Origin of the sequence: Acidisoma sp. (assembly GCF_035492295.1) — a bacterium.
Taxonomy (GTDB): Bacteria; Pseudomonadota; Alphaproteobacteria; order Acetobacterales; family Acetobacteraceae; genus Acidisoma.
In genome coordinates this window covers 1-21,293 of sequence record NZ_DATJJK010000262.1, presented here as the reverse complement: position 1 = coordinate 21,293, position 21,293 = coordinate 1, and the positions used below count along the sequence as shown (strand labels likewise).

The following is a 21,293-nucleotide window of genomic DNA, read 5'->3' as shown; positions in this document are numbered from 1 at the left end:
CGGTCACTCCCCGGCACTGGCACTCCGCCCGCCATTGGCCAGCGCGATCATTTCGGCCGCCGGCAGCACCGCGGCAGCGACCACGCGGTCCCGCCCCTGATCCTTGGCCTGATAGAGCGCGCCATCGGCGGTCGGCAGCAGTTCGGCCGCGCGCCTGCAGGTTTCAGGCATGGAGGCAACACCGAAGGAGGCGGTGACCGGCACGTCGTTGGCGCTGGTGGTGGCAAGCCGCGCCCGGATTTGTTCGGCCTTCGCGATCGCGTGCTCAAGCGTGCAATCCGGCAACAGGATCGCCAGCTCCTCGCCACCGTAGCGGCAGGCGACATCGGACGGACGCAGGCAGGAGAGCACGGCCGTGGCCGTGCTGCGCAGGACGATGTCTCCCGCCGCGTGGCCGTAGCGGTCGTTCAGCTTCTTGAAATGATCAAGATCCATCATGATGACGGAGAGCGGCGCCCGTCGGCGCTCGGCATCCGTCGTCAGCCGCTCCATCATCTCCTCCAGAAAGCGCCGGTTGTAGAGGCTGGTCAGAGGATCACGCAGCGCCTGATTGCGCAGTCTCTCCCTGAGCGCGATGTTGGAGAGCGCGAGCGACATCGCATCCGCAAGCGCGATGGCGACGGGCTTGATCCGCGCCAGCGCCTCGGCGTCGCCGAAGGCCACGCCGCGCAATGCCAGAAGGCCATGGATTTCGCCGCGCGCGACGATCGGGATCTCGAAGACCGGCCGGGCATCGGTCACATGGTTGCAGCGGAGTGCCGCCGGCCGCGTCTCGTTCAGATGCGGTTTGCCGCGCTTCAGCGCCCAGCAGGAATCGGGCGTGATGTGGATCGGCGTCGGGCCGGCTCCGGACTCGCCCCACTCGATGGCGAGATCGAGCCGGTCCCGCGAATTGTTGAAGACATAGAGCACCCCGCCGCAATCGGGCATAAGCTCGGTCGCGGTCGCCCGCAGCACGGCATTCGCGTCTTCCGCCGCTTGCGCGCTCTGCAGGATATCCGTCATCCCAAACAACGTTTCGACCTCGCGGCGCGCGCGCTGGCTCGTCAGGATCGCCTCGTCGCGGCCCTTCGCCTCACGCGCGCTGCGGGCGAAGGCGTAGGTCGTGGCGCCGATCGCGATGAGGGCACCCAGCAGATTGACGATCAAGGTAACGCTCTGCTCAACCGCGATGCGCTGCCAGTCACCCTCTGCCTTGGCGGAACGGTCGGCCAGATAACCCGCGATCAGTTCGCTCGTGGTCGCCATGATGCTGTCGGCATGGCGGCTCGCGAGCAGCGCGTCCGCATCGTCCTGGCGATGCGCGAGACCAAGAGAGACGGCATCGTCCCAGACATTGCGGAGCGTCACGACGGCGCTGGAGACCGGTTTCGGATTGCCTTGAGCCGCTGGATCACGGGCAGCATGCGTGTCGATCAGAGCATAGAGGCTCGGACTCGTCTGGGTCAGCTGGCCGAGGGCATGGGCATAGGTGGGGAGATAGGAGGGGTCGCCGCTCAGCACCACGCTGCGGGCGCCAGCCTGCGCCTCGAGCAGCGCCATCTGCACCATCCGCACGTCCCGCGTCACATAGATGTAATTCTTGACCGCCGCCTCATCGTTTCGATTGACGATGAAAGCCGTGAAGGTGCACGCTCCCATGATAGTGACCAGTGCCACGATCAGAACCGTGAGACGGCGCTGAACGAACAGGGCCAGCTGACGCAGCCTCGTCCGTCCCGCCATCAGCCTGAACCGATCGCTCACGCGCGTTGCAACCTCCACAGTCCCACGTCACCGAGTAGAATGGTCGCCAAGAGCCGTAACCGGCGCGTTCAGGATCTGGCAAGGTATTTTTCAGCCCATTAACCGGATTGACCATGGATTCGGGCTGTGAGCGTATGGCGCCATGCAGACCCGCCATATTGCCGCCTTTGCCGTTCTTCTGAGCCCGCTCGCCCTTGCCGCCTGCGCCGGCCAGCCGCAGCTCTATCCGCAGCCCTATATCGGCACCGGCGCCGCGCCCGCTGTCTCGCCCCAAACCACGGCGGAATTCAAGGCGCGCACCCTGCATACCCCGGCCGAGGGCAAGGTCCGCGATCTCGGCGAAGCCTATATCGCGACCTCGCTGGACCATCCGAGCAGCGCGCGCTTCACGGGCGAGTTCGAATCGATCGGCAAAAGCCCGGCGCTTTGCGGCTTCGTGTCCTACAAGGACAGAAGCGGGGCGATGTCCGGCTGGCGGCCCTTCTTCGTGGAATGGACGCAACGCGTTTCGAAGGGTAGCAAGAAACCCTATGATTACAACGCGGAAACGGAACTCGCAAAGCTCTGCGGACCGATGACCCCGCCGGCTCCCTGAACCAGGGGCTTACGGCGCCGGCTTCCAGTAGCTCTCGAAGAACCCGCGATCATCCAGCGGCGCAATCTGGCCAGGAACGGCCTTGCCGCCCTGGCAGCTCCATTGGTACGCCGTGTCGTGCCCGGTGACATAGGCCGGAATGGCGTCGGCATCGGGATTGTCCGCGCACCAATGGGTCGCGGCCGTGAGCTGCCTCGCGGTATCGGCCTTGCCGCAGGGCAGATTGGCGCCCGCGGTGCACATCAACATGCGGCCGGCATCGCAGCGATAGACGGTCAGCTGAGCGATGAGGGCCCCCGGCATGTCGGGCCCAAGGCCGAAGGCGTGCCGGGCGGCCTCGGCATCGCGCGGCGGCAGCGGGCGCAGCGTGTCGTCAGTCATCCCGCTCGCGCAGACAGTGGCCGCCTGCCCGAGCGACGGCAGGGCCATGAGACCAAGTGCGAGAAACGCCGCCGCGCTCCGCATCATCCACGCCTCAGAGCACTGTCGGCCACCAGGGTGACGGAGGGATGCCCGCAGAGTGCGGTCACCGGCCAGGAGGGGTCCGGCCGACCGGCGAGGAAGGCCTCTAACGCCTGCGCCTTGGAGGCGCCCGAGACCATGAGCAGGATATGGCGCGCGGCGCGGAGCATGCCGATACCCATCGTGACACCTTCGCTCGGCACGGTGAAAGCATCCGCGAAATAGGCGGCGTTGGCGGCGCGCGTTTCTTGCGTCAGCGGTACGACATGGGTCGTCGCATCCCAGCTAGCCCCCGGCTCGTTGAAGGCGATATGACCATTGGCGCCGAGGCCGAGGATTGCGAGATCAAGCCCGCCCTGCGCCGCGACAGCTGCGTCATGCGCCTGCGCTTCGGCCGCAATGTCCGGCGCGTCACCCTGCAGGAGGCGGACCTGACCAGGCGCGATCGCCGCCTGATCCAGGAAGTGACGGTGCAGGAATGCTGCGAAACTGTGGCTGTCCGCCTGCGGCACGCCGACATATTCATCGAGATTGAAGTAGTGGGCGGCGCCGAGGCGGATGGCGCCTGCCGCTTCCAGCGCGAGCAGGCGGCGGTAGAGGCCGACCGGCGTCATGCCGGTGGGAAGGGCGACCGTCTGCGTCGGCTTGTCCGCAAAGCGTGCCGCGACATGCTTGGCCGCCCGGTCGGCGAAGCTCTCTTCGCCATCAGTCCATTCGATCTGCATCTGAACCCTTCGCATTCGCGCATCGTCAGCGGTCGTTCTAACGATGCTCGGCTGAGGTATCAAACGACCTCTCGGGCCCCGCGCGCGAAGGACCGGTTCTCCCAGATCGCGACGATGATAAGGACCAGACTGGTCGCGAAGTTGACGAGCAACAGGGGCTGCCCCACCGCGACATAGCCCAGCGGAATCATGAGGCCGAGCCCGACCAGATGGGAGAGTGGCGGCCGACCCATGACCACGCCCTTGAAGGCGAGAGTGGCGAGCAGATAGAGCACGGGCGCTGCGAGCGTGACGGCAAGGGCCGCCCCGTGGGAGGCAGCCTCCGGCTCGTGCAGCGTCAGCTCGTCCCCGACCGCACCGAGGATGATCGCCGCGACAAGCACCGCATGCAGGTAGGTATAGACGACGCGGGCGAGATGGCCGGGATCGGCGGCAGCCGCGATGCGGCGGCTTCCATGTTCCGCGCCGGTGTCGAAATAGATCCACCACATCGCGGCGGTACCGAGGAAGGCCGCGAGGAAGCTCGCCAGAAGCGGCTTTGTCCAGGCCGCTTCGTAGAAGGAGGCGCCGGTGACGGTAATGGATTCGCCGAGTGCGATGAGCACGAAAGCAGCGCATCGCTCTGCCATATGGGCGCCGTCGACATCCCAATCGGTCGTGGTCGAGCGGCCGAGACGGGGCACCCAGAAACCTGCCCAGGCCGAGCCGAGATCGAGAGCGAGCGCCACCACCCAAAGGACGAAGCGCGCCTCTCCCTGTGCGAAGCCACCGGCAATCCAGAAGACAGCGCCGGCCGTCGCCCAAACGGTAATGCGCTGGAAGTTCCGGACATTGGCCGGGCTGCGGCCGGCCAACGCCCAGAGGGTGAACAGCGCGCGGCCGATCTGCATGCCCGCGTAACAGAGCGCGAAGGCCAAACCGCGCTCGGCGAAGGCTCGCGGAATGCAGGCGGCGATGACAAGCCCGCCCGCCATCAAGACGAGCAGCATGAGGCGGACGGCGGGCCTGTCCGGATCGAGCCAGTTCGTGACCCAGGCGGTATCGATCCAGATCCACCAGACCGCCCCGAACAGCAGCAAGGCGTGCAAAACCGGCCACAGGCCCGGTTCCGGCAGCAGCGAGTGGGAGAGTTGCGTTACCGCGAAGACGAAGACGAGGTCGAAGAACAGTTCGGTATTGGTGACGCGGCCCTGGCCGGGGTCATCCCGCCCGCGACGCAGATCCGCGGACGGACCACGGCGCAGAAAGGCGGGCAAAAGAAGGAGGCTTGAGGGCACGCAGTGATCCTCCGGCGCGGCGGGGTTTCCCTGTCCTAACCCAACCCTGGAAACGCCGTCACGCGGGCTGAGTTGTGCGGCGCTTTCGAACACCGGCACCAGGCGTCGCTGCCGGCCGCGCTTCCGCCGGCCGCGCGTCCGGGATTATCTCGGGCGCCGCGGTTTGCATCAGCCGGGTTCTGCCGGCAAGCCGGCCGAGCAACGCGCGCCGCAAGGTCCCCTGGGCCGCGAGCGTGCCCTGCTCCACAAGGGCCGCCCTGCCCCATTCCGCCAAGCGTAGCCGCTCCTCCGGCCGGCGCACGAGGCGCGCCAGAGCATGGAACCAGTCCGCCTCGCTGGCCGCGAGCAGCACCCCCTTCCCCTCCTCCACGAGGCCCGGGGGGGCGGCGAGATCGCAGCCGCCCAGCGCATTGTAGGCCGCGATGTCCGACGCGACCGTCGCAAGACCGAGGGCCGCATAATCCAGCATCTTGATCGGCGACTTGCAGCGGTTGAAGGCGCTGTCCACCAGCGGGGCGAGGCCGATGGACCAGGGCTGCCGCCGCTGCCGGTCGGTCAGCCAGGCGACGAAGGCCGGATAGGTCAGTCCGGCCCGGCGTGGCACATCGACGCGTTTTACGAAGGCGGGCAAATCCCCTGGCGGCAAAACCCCGACCAGATCGATCGCGATCCGCTCGCCGAACGTCTCGTGCAGGCGGGTGAGCGCGGGCAGAATGAGGTCGAGATCGGCGCCGTGCGTCGCGGTGCCCATGTAAAGGAGACGAACCGGACCGGGCTGCACGCCGGCAGCGGCCAGCGGGTGGGACGACAGCGGGGCAGCGCCGCCCTGGGCAAGCCATAGCCGCTCGTCCAGCCCATTCGGCACGACATCGACATGGGCGCGCCCGCCGCGCACGAACGGGGTCACGCGCTCCGCGAGCAACGCCGTCGAGACATGCACGCGGTCGGCTCCGGCGAGCAGACGGATGACCGCCGCATTGCGTGGCCGCAGCCGCTCCGCCTCCGGATGGTCGGCCGGCAGGCCCGCGAGATCGTCGTCCAGGTCATAGAGCAGCGGAATGCCGAAGCGTTTCGCATGAGCGAGGAGCGCCACGGCCTCCGCCTCCTCGGGCACCGCATGGCGATGGACGAGGAAGAGATCGGGCCGCAGACGCAGCGCCTCCGCCGCGTCGGCAATCGTCACCTCGACCTCGGCTCCAGCCAGCGGGTGCGAGAGCGGCAGGAGCGCACGGATATAGGCGCAGGCACCCATGGTGCCGACATCGAGCCGCTCGGGGACAAGGACCACGGCGAGCCTGCCCGCCGCGCGGAGATCGGTGACACTGTCCCGCGACGCGGTCCCCGACCGCGCCAGAAGTGGCGCGTGATAGGCGTCGTCGTAGAAATCAGCGGCAATCCGGGCCGGTGCCGGGCGGCTCGCCTGCCCGCGCGCGGCGGAAGCTCTGCGGGCCAAGTCCACCATGGCCGCGAGCGCTTCCTCGGGTCTGGCACCGGGGGCGATCAGCCGCGCCCGCGGATGGGCGGCAAGCCGGACCCGGAAAGCCCCGATATCCGAGGCAAGGATGGGTCGGCCCGAAAGGATCGCCTGGGTCAGCGTATAGCTCCAGGTCTCCGGCCAGCCAGCGGGAAACCAGATCACTTCGGGGTCCACCCGGTCGATCAGCGCGGGCAATTCCTCCGGCTCATAGGCGCCGGTTTCGCTCAGCGCATGGCGCGCGGCGGCCGGAATGGACCGCTCGGCCTTGCCGATCAGGGTGATCGCGATGCGGCCCGGTTCGGCCGTCTCGGCAAGTGCCGTGACCAGCGGCGCGCCCTTGTGGTCGGCGAGCACGCCGAGCACGGCGACGCGCAGCGGCCTCACGGCGGCGCGCCCCCGCAGGGGCTTGGGCGAGGGGCGTGGCGTGGGACAGGGCGGCACCCGGTCGGGCATCGCCTCGACCGGTGCCAGCACCGCCCGGGCGGCGAGGCCGTAGCGCGCGAGACGCTCGATGCTGTCCGGCGTCGCGCAGAGCACGCGGTCAGCGAGCCGCAGCAGCCACGCATGCTCGGCGCGCCAGCCGATGATGTCGTGCGCCACCGTGTCATCCCGCATCTGGATGCAGCGGTCGCAAGCGGCAGGCTCAGGCTCGCCACACGAGGGGCCGTCCGCCACCGGCAGCAGGTTGATTCGCGGGCAGATGGCGAACCAGTCATGGATCGTGACGTCGAAGGGCACGGCCAGCGCGCGGATCAGCGCCTGGAGGTCGAGTTTCAGCCCGACCCAGTGCTGGACATGGACACGGGCGATGCGCAACGGCGCGAGCAGGCGGAGAAGATCGGCGAGGAGCGCGGCCCGCCCCTCCTGCTCGACCAGCAACGGATCGCGAGCCTCCCCTCTCTCCTCTTTGGGCATCTCCAACTCTGGAAATGGAATAAAGAAATCGGGATGGCCGGGCGCGGCCGGCACAGCGAGGCGGATGCCCCGCCCGTCCATGGTGGCGCGGAGCAGAAGAATATTGGCGCGGCCCTGGGCGCGTTCCGCCAAGCTGCGGACATATTGGCCGATTCCGCCCTCATAGGCGTGCTGCACCATGAGAATCGTGGGAAGGCCGTTGGTCGCGAAGAGCTGCAGGGTAGTGGCGAAGCGATAGGGCCGCGCCTCGTCCAGCCGGATATGGACGCCGACACGGTCCCGATATTCCGGCCAACGCTTGTCGAGCAGAGCCTGAGCCGCCAGACGCTCCGGCGCCTCGGCGCCGAAGCTTACCTCCCCCTCGTGATAGACGAAGAGATCGCAGGCGAGCAGATGCCGCCAGCCGGCCGCCGCCGCCCGCATGCAATAGTCGTTCTCCTCGCCATAGCCCCGACCGAAGGATTTCTCGTCCAGCACGCCGACCGCCTCGAGCGCGTCCCGCCGCAGATACATGCAGAAGCCGACCGTCGTCGGCACGGTCACGGCACGGCCGGCATTGGCGGCGGCACAGGCGGCGTCGATCCGCGCCAGGCTTTCGCCGAAGGCCAGCGGCCCCCCCGGCACAGAAGGGTATGAGCAGAGGGTCGCGTTGTTCGAGAAGGGGGAGACGGTCGCGACCCTGGGGTGGCTGTAGGCGTGGCCAGCAAGACGGGCGAGCCAGCCAGCCGGAACCTCGGTATCGGCATTGAGCAGGACCACGTCGTGCCGGCCGGCGGCCTTGATGCCGCGATTGACGGAGGCGACAAAGCCGCGATTGCGCGGATTACGCAGGAGATGAATAAAGCGGCGGGCGGCCAGCCTGTCGAGATACCGGGAGAGCGCGGGCTCCGGCGAGGCATCGTCCACCACGATGATGCGATGGAGCGGCCCGCCGAGGCCGGGAAGCGGATCCCGCAGCAGGCTGGTCAGGCAGCGCTTGGTCTGTGCGAGGCCGCGATAGACCGGCACCACGACATCGACGCGAAGCCCCGCAGGCGGAGCAAGCACCGGGCCGCCTGCGGGCATGGCGTCCTCGAGCCGGAACTGCCGCTCGGTCGGCAGTCCCTGCGCATGGCCCGTGCGCAGATGGTAAAGCAGCGGGTCCGCCGCCGCCTCCGGCACTTGATTGACGTAGAAGTGCAGGTCGAAATTGGGATGCGGGTTGCGCCCCTCGCGCAAGCCGAAGAGCACGAAATGGTGCAGCGGGTTGATGCCCGCCTCCAGCACGTCGGGGTTTTGCAGCAGATACCAGGAGGTCGAGAAGAAGCGGTTGGGATCGCGCCCTTCGAAAGCCCCCCAATGGCGATAATGGTGCAAAGGGTCGACGCCGGCCTGGCGGATGTCGGGATAGGTATCGAGATAGAAGGCCGCGTCGAAATAGCGGGCGTCGATATCCTCGTCCTGTTGAGAGTCCTTGGTCAGAGCAGCCTCCCGGGCCGGCAAAGCGCAGTGGGGTCCAGACCGGAGGTACGGCCAAACCTTAAATATTCGCTTAATGCGAAGCTGACTGCGGCTTTCTTCGGTCCTTCATTAACTTTTCATACAGCGGCATCGGCGGAGACTACTCCAGCTTCGCACTATTTCAACACGACGCCGCAACATTCGCATGGGCAAGTCGCTGCGCGCTCCGTCGATGGCTGCGTTGCAGCGCAGCATGACTGCTCTTTGCGCTCGATCAAGGATTTGCGCCTGCAAGACTGACTTCATCCCGTCATATCACGTGGATGGAGAATCGCCATGAAGCGGTTGGCAATGGTGGGCTTGGGCGGCATCGCGCTCGCGGCACTTGCGGCTTTTCCGGGCACCGCCCGAGCGCAATCGGTGAATTTGCAACAGAACAACACGGGCTTTTTCAGCCCGGCGCCGACGCCCAAAAAGGCCGGTACCTTCGAGGCGAGTCTGAGTGTGATCGGCGTGATCCCGCAGACCTTCTCCAGCAGCATCACCCCGATCGGCGGCCAGGTGAATGCCAGCGGCGGCGTGTCTCCGGAACTGACGGGTACCTATTTTTTGACCAATCACTGGGCGCTCCAGTTGATCGCGGCCAGCACCCATCACCGTATCTCCGCGGGTGACACGTCGCTCGGCCATGTCGATGTCGGGAGCGCCTGGGTGCTGCCGCCGACCCTGACCGTGCAATACCATTTCCTGCCCGATGATCGCTTCAGCCCCTATGTCGGCCTTGGCGTTACGGTCGCCTTCTTCTACGCGACCAGCGCCGCAGAGCCGACGATCCAGAAATTTAGCCTGAGCACGACCGCCGGCCCGACCCTGGACGTCGGTTTCGACTACAACTTTTCGGGTCATTGGTTTGCGAATTTCGATGCGAAGCAGATGTTCCTGAATACGACCGCCAATATCGACAGTGCGGTCGGCCATGTCTCGGCCAAGACTGCCCTCAACCCGACGGTGGTCGGCGTCGGTCTCGGCTACCGGTTCTGAGCGAAGGTCAGGATCAGGGCTCCTCGGATTGGATGGCCGGAAATTCGGTCTCGAGTTCGAGGAGCTCGTCCGCTCTCTCGCCCTCAACCGTCTCAAGCGTTCTGAGCTTGCGCCCGACGGCACGCGCGCGGGTGCGTGCCTGCTCGATCGTGTTCGACATGGTGCTGGCGCTCTTGGCGAGCTTGCCGAGCACGACATCCATCTTCGTCATTTCGGTTTTCGTGGCGCCGAGCAGGCTGCGGATCTGATCGGCCTTCTCTTCCAGCGCCAGCGTGACATGGCCGAGCTGGACCGTGCGCAGGAGCGCCGGAAATAGGCTGGGTCCCAGGATCATCACCCGGCATTCGCGGCTCATCTCCTCGATCAACCCGGGCACGCGGGCGACTTCCGCATAGAGCCCGTCGGTCGCGAGATAGAGCACGCCGAATTCCACCGTCACCGGCGGGTTGATGTATTTCTCATGGATTTTGCGGCATTCGTCGCGCAGCCGGCGTTCGAGGCCGCGCCGCGCCGCGCGCTCGCCCTCGGCGTCTCCCGCTTCCGCGCTCGCGATGAGGCGCTCGTAATCCTCGACCGGGAATTTCGCATCGACCGGCAGCCAGACCTTCGCCCCACCGCGCATCGGCATGGCGACCGCGAAATCCACCATGTCGTCGGTATCCTCGCGCAGCTTGCGGTTGGCCTCGAAACTGCCTGCGGGCAGCACATCCTCCAGCATGGCGTGCAGCTGCGCCTCGCCCCAACCGCCGCGCGTCTTGACGTTGCTGAAGAGGCGCTTGATGTCGCCGATCTGGGCCGTCACCGCCTGCACATCGCCCAAGGCCTTCTGCACGGCAGTAAACTGGTCAACGACGCGGGCGAAGCTCTGCTCCATCTGCTTCTCGACTGCCGCATGCAGCTGTTCGTTCACCGTCGCCTGCATCTCGGCCAGCCGCTTCTCATTGCTCTCGCGCAGCGTGGTGAGCTGCTGGTCGAGCGTCGTGCCTATTCTGCGCTGCTCCTCGACGGCCGATTGCCGCATGGCGTCCATCGACGCGGAAACCGCAGCGGTGGCCGCGGTGATCTGCTCGAAGGCTTTGGTCAGCGCGCCGGTGGTCCCGGTCTGGATGGCGGCGGTCAGCCCGCGCTCGGTCGCGGCTAGCTGGCTGCGGGACGTCTCCTGCTCGGTGCGCAGCCCGGCCAGGATCTGCTCTGACTGGAGGCGCAGGCGTTCGGCCGCATCCTCTCGGCCTGCCCCCTGCGCGCGCGCCGTGAAAAAAGCGGCGATACCGAGGATGAGGCCGATGAGGCCAAGGAGAAGGGCGATGAGGTCAGCGATCATGCAGCGCTTCTACAGGAGAGCGATGCCGCCCGTCACGGGCCGCCTTCCCTTTTGAAATCCCAATAGTTTCGACCTACAACCCAACGAACGATCGCCGACAACCAGGCGCGGGGAGGCAACACGCGTGAACACAATCATCGAGGCTCTCAAGCACACGCCCTGGTGGGTCTATCTGGTCCTCTACGTGCTGATCCGGCGGGGAATCGCCGCGCGAAGTGCCAATGTCGTCCCGCTGTGGCGCCTCGCCATCTTGCCGGTGCTCTTCGCTGGCCTCGATATCGAAGGGATCGCCACCAACAAGGCCATCACCGTTCCGATGCTGCCGGTGTGGCTCATTGGCCTGCTGGCAGGCACGGCTCTGGGCTTTGCCCTGGTCCGCCAGGCCCGAGTGCGCGCCGATCACCCGCGCTGGCTGATCGGGCTCGAAGGAGATCGGACGGTTCTGCCCCTTATCCTCCTCATCTTCGTCCTGAAATATGCCGTGGCCTATGTGGTGGCGACGGACCCGACGCTTGCCCGGGAAACCACGTTCCTGCTGGTCACCCTTGTCGTCGGCGGCTTCTGCACGGGCATCTTCGTCGGCCGCTTCGGGACCTACGCGGTAAAATTCCGGCAGGCGCCCGGCGAATCGCTTACGGCGGGCGCAGCCGCCCAGGCAGGGTAGCCACGGCTCTCACGCCCGCACCTTCACATAGGAACCGGGCGCGCTTTCGATCACGGTGACGTTCTCACCCACGGTCCGGGCCGGCACCGTCTCGGGCGACAGGCGGGTAATCCAGCGCTGCCAGTCCGGCCACCAGGAGCCCGCGATCTCGGTGGCGGTCTCTTCCCAGGCCTCGGCCGTCTCCGGCGTCTCGTTCGCCACCCAATGGCTATATTTGCCCGAGTCGGGCGAGTTGACGACGCCTGCGATATGGCCGGAGGCCGCGAGCACGAAGCGCTTCTGGCCCTTCATGTATTTCAGGCCGGAATAGGTCGACTTCCAAGGCGTGATGTGATCCTCGCGCGCCGCCAGCATGTAGATCGGCAGGTTGACCCGGCCAAGGTCGATCGGCACCCCGCCCAGCGTAATGCCGCCCGGCTCCCGCAGCTTGTTCCGCTGATACATGTTGCGCAGGTAGAAGCTGTGCATCGCCGCCGGCATGCGGGTGCTGTCGCTGTTCCAGTAGAGCAGGTCGAAGGGAAAGGGTTCGTTGCCGAGCAGGTAATTGTTGACCACGAAAGACCAGATGAGGTCGTTGGCGCGCAGCATGTTGAAGGTCTGCGCCATCTCCGCGCCTTCAAGATAGCCGCGCTTGTTCATGCGCTCTTCCAGCGCCTGGATCTGCTGCTCGTCGATGAAGACGCCGAGTTCCCCGGCCTCGGCGAAATCCAGCAGCGTCACCAGATAGGTCGCCGACTTGATGCGGCGATCCTTCTTGACCGCCATCCAGGCAAGGGTCGAGGCGAGCAACGTGCCGCCGAGGCAATAGCCGATGGCATTGACCTCGCGCTCACCGGTGATGGTCTCAATCGCATCGAGGGCGGCGAGGATGCCCTCGCTCATGTAATCCTCGAAATCCTTGTTCGAGAGGTCCTCGTCCGGATTGACCCAGCTGACCATGAAGACGGTATGCCCCTGGGCGGTCGCCCAGCGCACGAAGCTGTTCTTGGCACGGAGATCGAGGATGTAGAACTTGTTGATCCAGGGCGGAATGATGAGGAGCGGCCGCTTCAGCGCCGTCTCGGTGGTCGGCGCATACTGAATGAGCTGCATGAGCGGCGTCTGCCAGACGACCTTGCCCGGCGTCGTCGCGATGTTTTCGCCGAGCTTGAATGCTTCCGTATCCGTCATGCGGATATGGAGCTTGCCCCGCCCGCGCTCGAGATCGGTGAGCAGGTTGGTCAGCCCCTTGAGGAGATTTTCGCCCCCGGTCTCCACCGTGCGGCGCAGGACCTCAGGATTGGTCATGACGAAGTTGCTCGGGCTGAGCGCGTCGACGAACTGGCGGGAATAGAAATCGACCTTCTGGGCCACCTTGGGGTCCAGCCCGTCCACATCCTTCACCACTTCCTGTACGAATCGGGCGGAGAGCAGGTAGCTCTGCTTGATGAAGTCGAAGATCTCGTTGTCCTGCCAGGCGCCGTCCTTGAAGCGCCGGTCGCGCGGATCGGCCTCGATCACGGGCTCGGTCTCGATCCCCATGATGCGGCGCGTGGTGTTCTGCCAAAGAGACATATAGTCCTGCCACAGACCCAGCTGCGCCTGCATCAGGCGCGCAGGGTTGGACATGAGGCGGGCCGTCATCTCAAGGAAGGCGGCGCCGATATTGAGGGGATCGGCCTGCCCGCGCCCGCTCTCCGCCTTCTCCGCACCTTGGCGCTTCAGCCACCCCACCATGATGCGCTGGGATCGTTCGGCAATGTCGGTCATGGTCCGCCGGACGAGCTCCGGATCAGGCAGGCGGATATCCTGGGGGTCCGGTTTCTCGCTATCCGCCATGATACGATCCTTTGCGGCTTTGTTCGCTTGGGTTAGATCAGGCCCCGCCTTGAAGGACATGCGCCGTATGTTTCCAACCGAATCAGAGGGTATGCCCCGGTGCGGCCGGGTTCAACCCATAGTCAGGACTGCCAGCGGGGGTGCAAACGCGCGGAGATCCGCGGCGTCGGCGACGGTCCTTCTGCTGCTGCTCGCGGGCTGCAGCGCGACGCCCAAGGCCATCAATCCGGTGAGTTGGTGGCATGGACTGGAAGGTGGCGCAATCGCGCGCGACCGGCCGCCGCCGCCCAAGGCCAATGCACCCTATCCCCATATCGCCAATGCGCCCGCCCGCCCGGCCGGCATGCCGGACTGGGAGTGGCGCGACCTGCAAGCAACCCTCGCCTCCCAGGGTGCCGCGGCGCATCAATATGCCACTGACAATCCGATCCCGACCCTGCCCTCGACGCCGGGCCAAACGCCGGCTCAGACTCAGACCCTGGCGGCCGCGAAGCCGGTGCCGGCGCCGGCGACACCTGCGGCGACGGCTGCGGCTACCCCTTCCACCGCTGATCAGGATGCGATCCGCCGCCTGGCGGCAGCCCCCGGCCCTGCCGGCTCTCAGGCCTCGGCCCCTCCGCCCGCAACCGTTGCGGCCGCGGCCACGGCCGCCGCCACCCGGGCCCCGGCATCCGGCAGCACTGTCACCCTCGATACCTCCAGCGCAGCCCCGGGCAGCAAAGGTCCTGGCGAAGTGCCCGTCAACGCCGCCGGACAGGCGGAGACCCGTTACAAGACCTTTGACGCGAATAATGGCCTCAGCGTTCCCGGGGCGCTCGGCCCGGTCGCCCAGCCGGACGAGGCGCATCCGCCGCCGGTGCCGACCAGCGTGCCGGCGCCTGCCAACGTGCCGGGCTTCGCGATTTCGGCCACACCCTCCACCTACACGCCGCCGAAAGCAGTGCCGCAGCCCGCACCCTATGTTCCCCCCGCTCCGCTGCCGGACGTGGCGCCCGTGCCCATCACCTTCGCGCCGGGGTCCGCGATTCTCAGTCCCCCCATGCAGCGCGCGCTCCGCGATCTTGCCCAGGCGCGGCAGGGCAATCGCATTGCGATCACCGGCTTCGGCAGTGCAACGGCGACCGCGGTCGGGGTGCAGGCGGCGGCCATGCCGCTCGCTTTGGAACGCGCACGCGCCATCACCGTGCAGTTGATGGCGAACGGCGTCCCCATGAGCCGCCTCGTGACAACCGCGGAAGCCCAGGGCCAGGGCGGCCTCGCGCGATTGGTGGATTGACGTTTCGGTGATTGAGCCGGCGGGGGTTTGGGCGTAACGGCTTCACCCCCGCCGTACTGTCGTCCTCTCCCTGCCGGGCCAGAAACCATGACCGAAGAATTCCACCGCATCCGTCGCCTGCCCCCTTACGTCTTCGCGGTCGTAAACAAGGCCAAGGCTGCGGCACGCGCCGAGGGCGCCGACATCATCGATCTCGGCATGGGCAACCCGGACAGCCCGACGCCGCCGCATATCGTGGCGAAGCTCGTGGAAGCGGTGCAGGACCCGCGCACCCACCGCTATTCCGTCAGCCGCGGCATCACCGGCCTGCGCCGGGCGCTCGCCGGCTACTACCAGCGCCGCTTCGGCGTGACGCTCGACCCCGAGACCGAAGTGATCGCGACCCTCGGCTCCAAGGAGGGTCTCGCGAACCTCGCCGCGGCCATCACGTCTCCGGGCGACACCATCATGGTGCCGAACCCCTCCTACCCCATCCATCAGTTCGGCTTCATCATCGCCGGTGCCACCGTGCGCTCCATCCCGGCGACCCCGGACGACGAGATGCTGCGCGCGATCGACCGCGCCGTGCGCCATTCGGTGCCCAAGCCCACGGCACTGATCGTGAACTTCCCATCGAACCCGACGGCGCATCTCGCGACCCTCGACTTCTACAAGGAACTCGTGAAACTCGCCCGCAGCCACGAATTCTTCATCCTTTCCGACCTTGCCTATGCCGAGCTGTATTTCGAGGGCGAGCCGCCGCCCTCGGTGCTGCAGGTGGAAGGGGCGAAGGATGTGACGGTCGAGTTCACCAGCCTGTCGAAAACCTATTCCATGCCGGGATGGCGCATGGGCTTCGCCGCCGGAAACCAGCGGCTGGTCACGGCGCTGACCCGCATGAAGTCCTATCTCGACTATGGCGCCTTCACGCCGATCCAGGTCGCCGCCGTCACCGCCCTCAACGGCCCGCAGGACTGCGTGGATGCGGCGCGCGCCCTCTATCGCGAGCGACGGGACGTGCTGATCCCCGGCCTTGCCGCCGCCGGCTGGCAGGTGCCGAGCCCGCGAGGCTCGATGTTCGCCTGGGCGCCGATCCCCGCGCGCTATGCCCATCTCGGCAGCCTCGACTTCTCGAAACTGCTGCTCGAGCGCGCGCATGTCGCCGTCGCCCCGGGCATCGGTTTCGGCGAATATGGCGACGGCCATGTCCGCATCGCGCTTGTCGAGAATACCCAGCGCCTGCGCCAGGCGGTGCGGAACATCCGCAACTTCCTGGGCCAGGACGGCAACCTTCCCCCGGCCTCCACGCAGGCGTCTTCCGCACTGGATATCCCATGAGCGACCCCCATAAACCGCTCCGCGTCGGCATCGCGGGGTTGGGCACTGTCGGTGCCGGCACCCTTTCCCTGCTCCGGCAAAACGCGACGATCATCACCGCCCGCGCCGGGCGGCCGGTGACGGTCACGGCGGTTTCGGCCCGCGACCGGACGCGGGACCGCGGCCTCTCGACGGAGGGGCTGACCTGGCATGAAGACCCCGTGTCCCTGGCGCGGGACCCGGATGTCGATGTCCTGATCGAAGTGATCGGCGGGTCGGACGGACCCGCCGCTGCCGCTGTGCGCGCGGCGATCACCGTAGGCAAGCCGGTCGTGACCGCGAACAAGGCGCTACTGGCACTCCATGGCGCCGAACTCGCGCGGCTTGCTGAGGACCATCGCGTGCCGCTCGCCTTCGAGGCGGCGGTGGCCGGCGGTATTCCCGCCATCAAGGCACTGCGCGAGGGCCTCGCCGCCAACGAGATCCGCTCCGTCTCCGGCATCCTCAACGGCACCTGCAACTATATCCTGACCGTGATGCGCGAGCAGCGCCGGGATTTCGACGACGTGCTCGCCGATGCGCAGAAGCTCGGCTACGCGGAGGCCGATCCCTCCTTCGACATCGACGGCGTGGACGCGGCCCATAAGCTCGCGATCCTCGGCGCCCTCGCCTTCGGCCAGCCGGTCGACTTCCCGGCGCTGCATGTCGAGGGCATCCGCCGCATCTCCGCCCTCGACATCGCCTTCGCCGGTGAACTCGGCATGCGCATCAAGCTGCTTGGCATCGCGAGCCGCCATGCCGACGGCGTTTCCATGCGCGTCCATCCGGCGTTGGTGCCGGAGCGGGAGGAGATCGCTCAGGTCGACGGCGTCTTCAACGCCGTGGTGGCGGAGGGCGATTTCGTCGGCCGCGTCATGCTCATGGGCCGCGGCGCCGGTGCCGGCCCCACAGCCTCGGCGGTCGTGGCCGATCTGATCGACATCGCGCGCGGCCGCCTCACTCCGATCTGGGGCGCCGAGGGTGATGCGCTGACCCCCCTGCCCATCCTGCCGATGGAGGCGCATCACGGCGCCTATTACCTGCGGCTGATGGTGCTGGACCGGCCGGGCGTGATGGCGGAGGTAACTGCCGTGCTGCGCGATACCGGCGTCTCGCTGCAATCCATGCTGCAGCACGGCCGTGCCCCGGGGGAGGCGGTGCCCATCGTCCTCGTGACTCACGAGACGACGGAGGCCGCGATGATGAAGGCGGTGGCCCAGATCGCGGCGCTGTCCAGCGTGCTGGAGCCGCCAGCCCTCATCCGCATCGGCGCTACCTGAAGCGCCCGCCGCGGCCCTGCGTGATTTCTCGAATCGGCGCCGCCTGAGCTAGGCTTGGCCTGCGCGCGAAAGAACCTGAAGGAGCACGCGATGGCCCAGCTTCCCCGGCAACATACCGATCGCAACCTGGCGCTCGAACTGGTGCGCGTGACGGAGGCGGCAGCCATCGCGGCCGCCCAGTGGATCGGCCGAGGCGACAAGAACGCCGCCGACGGCGCCGCCGTGGAGGCCATGCGCCATGCCTTCGACAGCGTGCTGATCTCCGGCACGGTCGTCATCGGCGAGGGCGAGATGGACGAGGCGCCGATGCTCTATATCGGCGAGAAGGTCGGCCAGGGCGGCCCGGAGATGGACATTGCCGTCGACCCGCTTGAGGGTACCGAAATCGTCGCCAAGGGTGCGGCCAACGGCATGGCGGTGATCGCGCTCGCCGACAAGGGCCGCTTCCTGCACGCCCCCGACATCTACATGCAGAAGATCGCGGTGGGCGCCGGCCTGCCCCAGGGCGTGGTCGACCTTGACGCGCCGACCGGCGAAAACCTCCGCAACCTTGCCCGTGCAAAGAAGGTGGATGTCTCCGATCTCGTCGTCTGCCTGCTCGACCGGCCGCGGCACGACGAGATCATCGCCGACTGCCGTGCGGCCGGGGCGCGCATCATGCTGATCGAAGCCGGCGACGTCGCCGGTTGCATCGCGACCGCCCTGCCGCTGAGCGGGGTGGACATCTACCTCGGATCGGGCGGCGCGCCGGAGGGTGTCATTGCGGCGGCGGCGCTCCGCTGCATGAACGGGCAGATGCAATGCCGCCTGCTCTACGAGGACGAGGGCCAGATCGAGCGGGCGCGGACGATGGGCGTCACCGACCCCAACCGTAAATACGGTCTCCATGAGATTGCCGGTGGCGACGTGATGTTCGCCGCGACCGGGGTGACCGCCGGTCCAATGTTGCGTGGCGTGCTGCGCAGCGGCGCTGGCGCCGTGACGCATTCCGTCGTCATGCGCAGCAAATCGGGCACCGTCCGTTTCGTCGAAGCGCATCATGACTTCGCGATCAAACATTGGACCCAGGCCCGATGATGGCCTGGTTCGGGGAGAGCGGACGCTGAGCGCGCTCGTCTCGGCGCCGTCCGAGGCGGCGCCCGATCTCGTCCTCGGCGTCGAGACCAGTGTGAGCGGCAGGCGGTGGCTCTGGCGGCCGGGTGCGCTGGCGGTGCCCCCGCATCTCGGCCTTGGCCTCGCCCAGAGGCTCGAACTGCCCGAGATCGTCGGCCGGCTGCTCGCCATCCGCGGCATCGGCCTGGAAGAGGCGACGCATTACCTCGTGCCGACGCTGCGCGCGTTGCTGCCCGACCCCTCGACCCTGACCGACATGGATCATGCCGCGGCACGGCTGGCGCAAGCGGTGGAGCACGGCGAGACCATTGGTGTCTTCGGCGACTACGACGTTGACGGCGCCTGCTCAACCGCGCTGATGACCGAGTTGCTGCGCGGATTCGGCTGCGTCGTCCACACCCATATCCCCGACCGCACGACGGAGGGCTACGGCCCCAATGTCCCGGCGCTTGCCGGCCTGATTGCGAAGGGCGCCCGCCTCATCGTCTGCGTCGACTGCGGCACGGCGGCGCACGATATTTTCGCGGCCCTGCCGACCCCGGCCGATATCCTGGTACTCGACCATCACAAGGCGGAAGGTCCACCGCCCACCATCCTGGCGACGGTCAATCCCAACCGGCTGGACTGTGGCTCGGGCCAGGGCATGCTCTGCGCGACCGGCATTGCCTTCCTGACGGCCGTTGCCCTGCTGCGCCATCTGCGCCGGGACGGCTTCTTTACGGAGGCACGGCCGGCCCCCGACCTCATGCGCTTCCTCGACCTCGTGGCGCTGGCGACGGTTTGCGACGTGATGCCGCTAACCGGCCTCAACCGCGCCTTCGTGGCGCAGGGACTGCGCATCATGGCGCGCGGCGGGCGGCCGGGCATCGCGGCCCTGCTCGAGGTCGCGCAGGCGAAGGGGGTGCCCTCCGCCATGACCTGCGGTTTCGCGCTCGGGCCGCGCATCAATGCCGGCGGCCGTGTCTCCGACTCGGGTCTCGGCCTGCGGCTGCTGCTGACCGAGGATCTCGAGGAGGCCCGCGAGATCGCCGAGCTGCTCGACAGCGTCAACCGCCAGCGCCAGCAGATCGAACTGGGCGTGATGGAGGAGGCGATCCGGCTTGCGGAAGCGCAGATCGCGGCGGGTTGCCCGGTGCTGCTCGTGGGCGGCGAGGGCTGGCATGCCGGCGTTGTCGGCATCGTCGCCGGGCGGCTGAAGGAAAAGTTCAACCGGCCCGCCGGCGTCATGGCCTTCGGCGAAGGCCGCGCGACCGGCTCGGCCCGCTCCGTGCCCGGCATCGACATCGGCGCGGCGATCCTTGCCGCACGGCAGAGCGGGCTTCTGGAGCGTGGCGGTGGGCATGCCATGGCGGCGGGTTTCTCTCTCCTCCAAGAAGCGGTGCCCGCGCTGCACGCCTTCCTGAATGACCGACTGGCGGCCGCCGCCGACATGCCTGCTGCCGCTGCCCTTTCGGTGGAGGGCGTGCTGACGGCGCGCGGCGCCACCGTGCCGGTGGCCGAACAGCTTCTTCGTCTTGCCCCCTTCGGCCAGGGCAATGACGAGCCGCTGCTGGTCGTGAGCCATGTCCGCGTCATGAAGGCGGACCGCATCGGCAAGGACGGTGCCACGATCCGCGCCATGGTCGAGGGCGAAGGCGGTGGGCGGCTGAAGGCGCTGCTCTTCCGCGCCAAGGCCGGGCCGGTGGCGGAGGCGCTGATGGATAGCGGGCATCGGCCGCTGCACCTTGCGGGCCATCTCCGGGCCGAGGAATGGAACGGCACGGTGAGCGCGAGTTTCATGGTGCAGGACGCGGCCTGGGCCTGACATGTGGGCGCGAAGCCCGTGGCCGCTTTTTCTGCCGCGCGGCGGAGGAATGCGACGGCCGGGGCTTGATTCCCGTCCTGGCCTCGGCTACCCAGCGCCACCCGGCCAATGGTGCTGCCCGCAAAGCGGCACCGCGGCACGGATACGGCCTGTCCCGTTCGTCTAGAGGCCTAGGACACCGCCCTTTCACGGCGGTAACACGAGTTCGAATCTCGTACGGGACGCCATTTACAATCGATATTTTTTACAGGCTGCCCGCGGACGCTCTGTCCAAGCTTTGGCCAATATCACCCCATAAGCTGCCTTGGATTTCGGTTGACGAATCTGGGTTCCATTGTCGCGCCGATAGTTCGCGAGAGGGCGGGATCCCGCAGCCTTACCCGTGCCGGGCGGCTGCGAGGATCAGGATGGCGACCGTCAGCACGAGGCCGGCCGCCGTGATCTATTTCAGGGTCACGACATCTCGCCGAATTGTTCGCCTTGGGTCCGTTCCCATCGCGCAAGCTTGGCGTGCTCCGTGACGCCGGCGCAGCGGATGTCAGGCGGCCTGCTTCTGCCGCAGGGTGTCGTAGAATCCCGTCTCAAAATCCAGGTATCCGCCAAACGAGACCGGATCGCCAAACGGCAGGATCTGCGTTGCCCAAAAGCCGCCGAAGCCGCCCTTGCGGTCGATCCAGTAGAACAGGTTCGCGAGCCCTGCCCATCCCAGGGCACCGGCCGGGCGGCCGGTTGGCGCTTCTTCGTCGTTGACCATGAAACTGAGGGCCCAGGATTTCGACTGGCCGGGGAAGAATTCCGCATCATGGGACAAGGACGGGATCACGCCGGGCAGCATGGTGATCTTCTTGTCGCCGAGATGGTTGCGTACCGCCATCTGCACGGTCTCGGGCGCAAGGACCTGCCCGTGCTCGCCGGCTCCGTCGTTCAGCCACATGCGGATGAAGCGCATGTAGTCCCCTACCGTCCCGTAAAGCCCGTGGCCGCCCATATGCACCTCCGGTCGC

15 protein-coding genes, 1 tRNA gene and 1 pseudogene are annotated in these 21,293 nt (G+C 67.2%); 9 read left to right on the top strand and 8 right to left on the bottom strand.

Annotated features, from left to right (window positions below; translation table 11 throughout):
- Positions 1–3 precede the first annotated feature (3 nt).
- A complete protein-coding gene (locus VL752_RS19685) occupies positions 4–1,746 on the bottom strand; it encodes a sensor domain-containing diguanylate cyclase (RefSeq protein WP_325357906.1) in 1,743 nt (580 codons plus the stop codon).
- Positions 1,747–1,888: 142 nt separating this feature from the next.
- Here VL752_RS19685 and VL752_RS19680 point away from each other — a divergent pair, with 142 nt between their 5' ends.
- Complete coding sequence (locus VL752_RS19680; RefSeq protein WP_325357904.1) at positions 1,889–2,341, top strand: hypothetical protein; 453 nt, start codon at positions 1,889–1,891, stop codon at positions 2,339–2,341.
- A 9-nt stretch (positions 2,342–2,350) separates the two neighbouring features.
- Here VL752_RS19680 and VL752_RS19675 read toward each other — a convergent pair whose 3' ends face one another.
- Genes VL752_RS19675 through VL752_RS19660 form a run of 4 tightly spaced genes read right to left on the bottom strand, consistent with a single transcriptional unit; the run spans position 2,351 to position 8,679 of the window.
- Positions 2,351–2,809: a hypothetical protein gene (locus VL752_RS19675; RefSeq protein WP_325357902.1), complete on the bottom strand. Its 459-nt coding sequence runs from the start codon at positions 2,807–2,809 to the stop codon at positions 2,351–2,353.
- Positions 2,806–3,528: a 6-phosphogluconolactonase gene (locus VL752_RS19670; protein WP_325357900.1), complete on the bottom strand. Its 723-nt coding sequence runs from the start codon at positions 3,526–3,528 to the stop codon at positions 2,806–2,808. The genes VL752_RS19675 and VL752_RS19670 overlap by 4 nt, the downstream gene beginning before the upstream one ends.
- Positions 3,529–3,587: 59 nt before the next feature.
- Entirely contained in the window at positions 3,588–4,805 is a 1,218-nt protein-coding gene (locus VL752_RS19665; RefSeq protein ID WP_325357898.1) for a low temperature requirement protein A, read from the bottom strand.
- A gap of 58 nt (positions 4,806–4,863) precedes the next feature.
- Positions 4,864–8,679: a glycosyltransferase gene (locus VL752_RS19660; protein WP_325357896.1), complete on the bottom strand. Its 3,816-nt coding sequence runs from the start codon at positions 8,677–8,679 to the stop codon at positions 4,864–4,866.
- Between the two features lie 294 nt (positions 8,680–8,973).
- On the opposite strand from VL752_RS19660, the gene VL752_RS19655 reads away from it, so the two are divergent.
- Positions 8,974–9,678, top strand: a complete 705-nt coding sequence (locus tag VL752_RS19655) for an OmpW/AlkL family protein (protein ID WP_325357894.1) — start codon at positions 8,974–8,976, stop codon at positions 9,676–9,678.
- Positions 9,679–9,691: 13 nt separating this feature from the next.
- Here the strand turns inward: VL752_RS19655 and VL752_RS19650 are convergent, their stop codons facing one another.
- Positions 9,692–10,999 (bottom strand): DNA recombination protein RmuC, encoded by a 1,308-nt coding sequence (locus VL752_RS19650; protein ID WP_325357891.1) that lies wholly within the window; start codon positions 10,997–10,999, stop codon positions 9,692–9,694.
- Between the two features lie 124 nt (positions 11,000–11,123).
- Between VL752_RS19650 and VL752_RS19645 the strand changes: the two genes are divergently transcribed.
- Entirely contained in the window at positions 11,124–11,663 is a 540-nt protein-coding gene (locus VL752_RS19645; RefSeq protein ID WP_325357889.1) for a DUF6622 family protein, read from the top strand.
- Positions 11,664–11,672: 9 nt separating this feature from the next.
- Here VL752_RS19645 and VL752_RS19640 read toward each other — a convergent pair whose 3' ends face one another.
- Positions 11,673–13,481, bottom strand: coding sequence for a PHA/PHB synthase family protein (locus VL752_RS19640; RefSeq protein WP_325357887.1), 1,809 nt, complete (start codon positions 13,479–13,481; stop codon positions 11,673–11,675).
- Between the two features lie 229 nt (positions 13,482–13,710).
- Here VL752_RS19640 and VL752_RS19635 point away from each other — a divergent pair, with 229 nt between their 5' ends.
- The 6 genes from VL752_RS19635 to VL752_RS19610 all read left to right on the top strand — a co-directional run bounded on the left by VL752_RS19635 (position 13,711) and on the right by VL752_RS19610 (position 20,516).
- Positions 13,711–14,757, top strand: a complete 1,047-nt coding sequence (locus tag VL752_RS19635; RefSeq protein WP_325357885.1) for an OmpA family protein — start codon at positions 13,711–13,713, stop codon at positions 14,755–14,757.
- A gap of 87 nt (positions 14,758–14,844) precedes the next feature.
- Entirely contained in the window at positions 14,845–16,074 is a 1,230-nt protein-coding gene (locus tag VL752_RS19630) for an LL-diaminopimelate aminotransferase (protein WP_325357883.1), read from the top strand.
- A complete protein-coding gene (locus VL752_RS19625) occupies positions 16,071–17,372 on the top strand; it encodes a homoserine dehydrogenase (RefSeq protein ID WP_325357881.1) in 1,302 nt (433 codons plus the stop codon). Before VL752_RS19630 ends, VL752_RS19625 begins: the two co-directional genes overlap by 4 nt.
- Positions 17,373–17,462: 90 nt before the next feature.
- Complete coding sequence (gene glpX / locus VL752_RS19620; RefSeq protein WP_325357879.1) at positions 17,463–18,449, top strand: class II fructose-bisphosphatase; 987 nt, start codon at positions 17,463–17,465, stop codon at positions 18,447–18,449.
- The gene (gene recJ / locus VL752_RS19615; RefSeq protein WP_325357877.1) at positions 18,412–20,289 is read left to right on the top strand and encodes a single-stranded-DNA-specific exonuclease RecJ; all 1,878 of its coding nucleotides are present in this window, start codon (positions 18,412–18,414) and stop codon (positions 20,287–20,289) included. Before glpX ends, recJ begins: the two co-directional genes overlap by 38 nt.
- 151 nt (positions 20,290–20,440) lie before the next feature.
- Positions 20,441–20,516 (top strand) — tRNA-Glu (locus VL752_RS19610).
- Between the two features lie 311 nt (positions 20,517–20,827).
- Here VL752_RS19610 and VL752_RS19605 read toward each other — a convergent pair.
- Positions 20,828–21,293, bottom strand: a pseudogene (locus VL752_RS19605) (hypothetical protein); the annotation flags it as partial.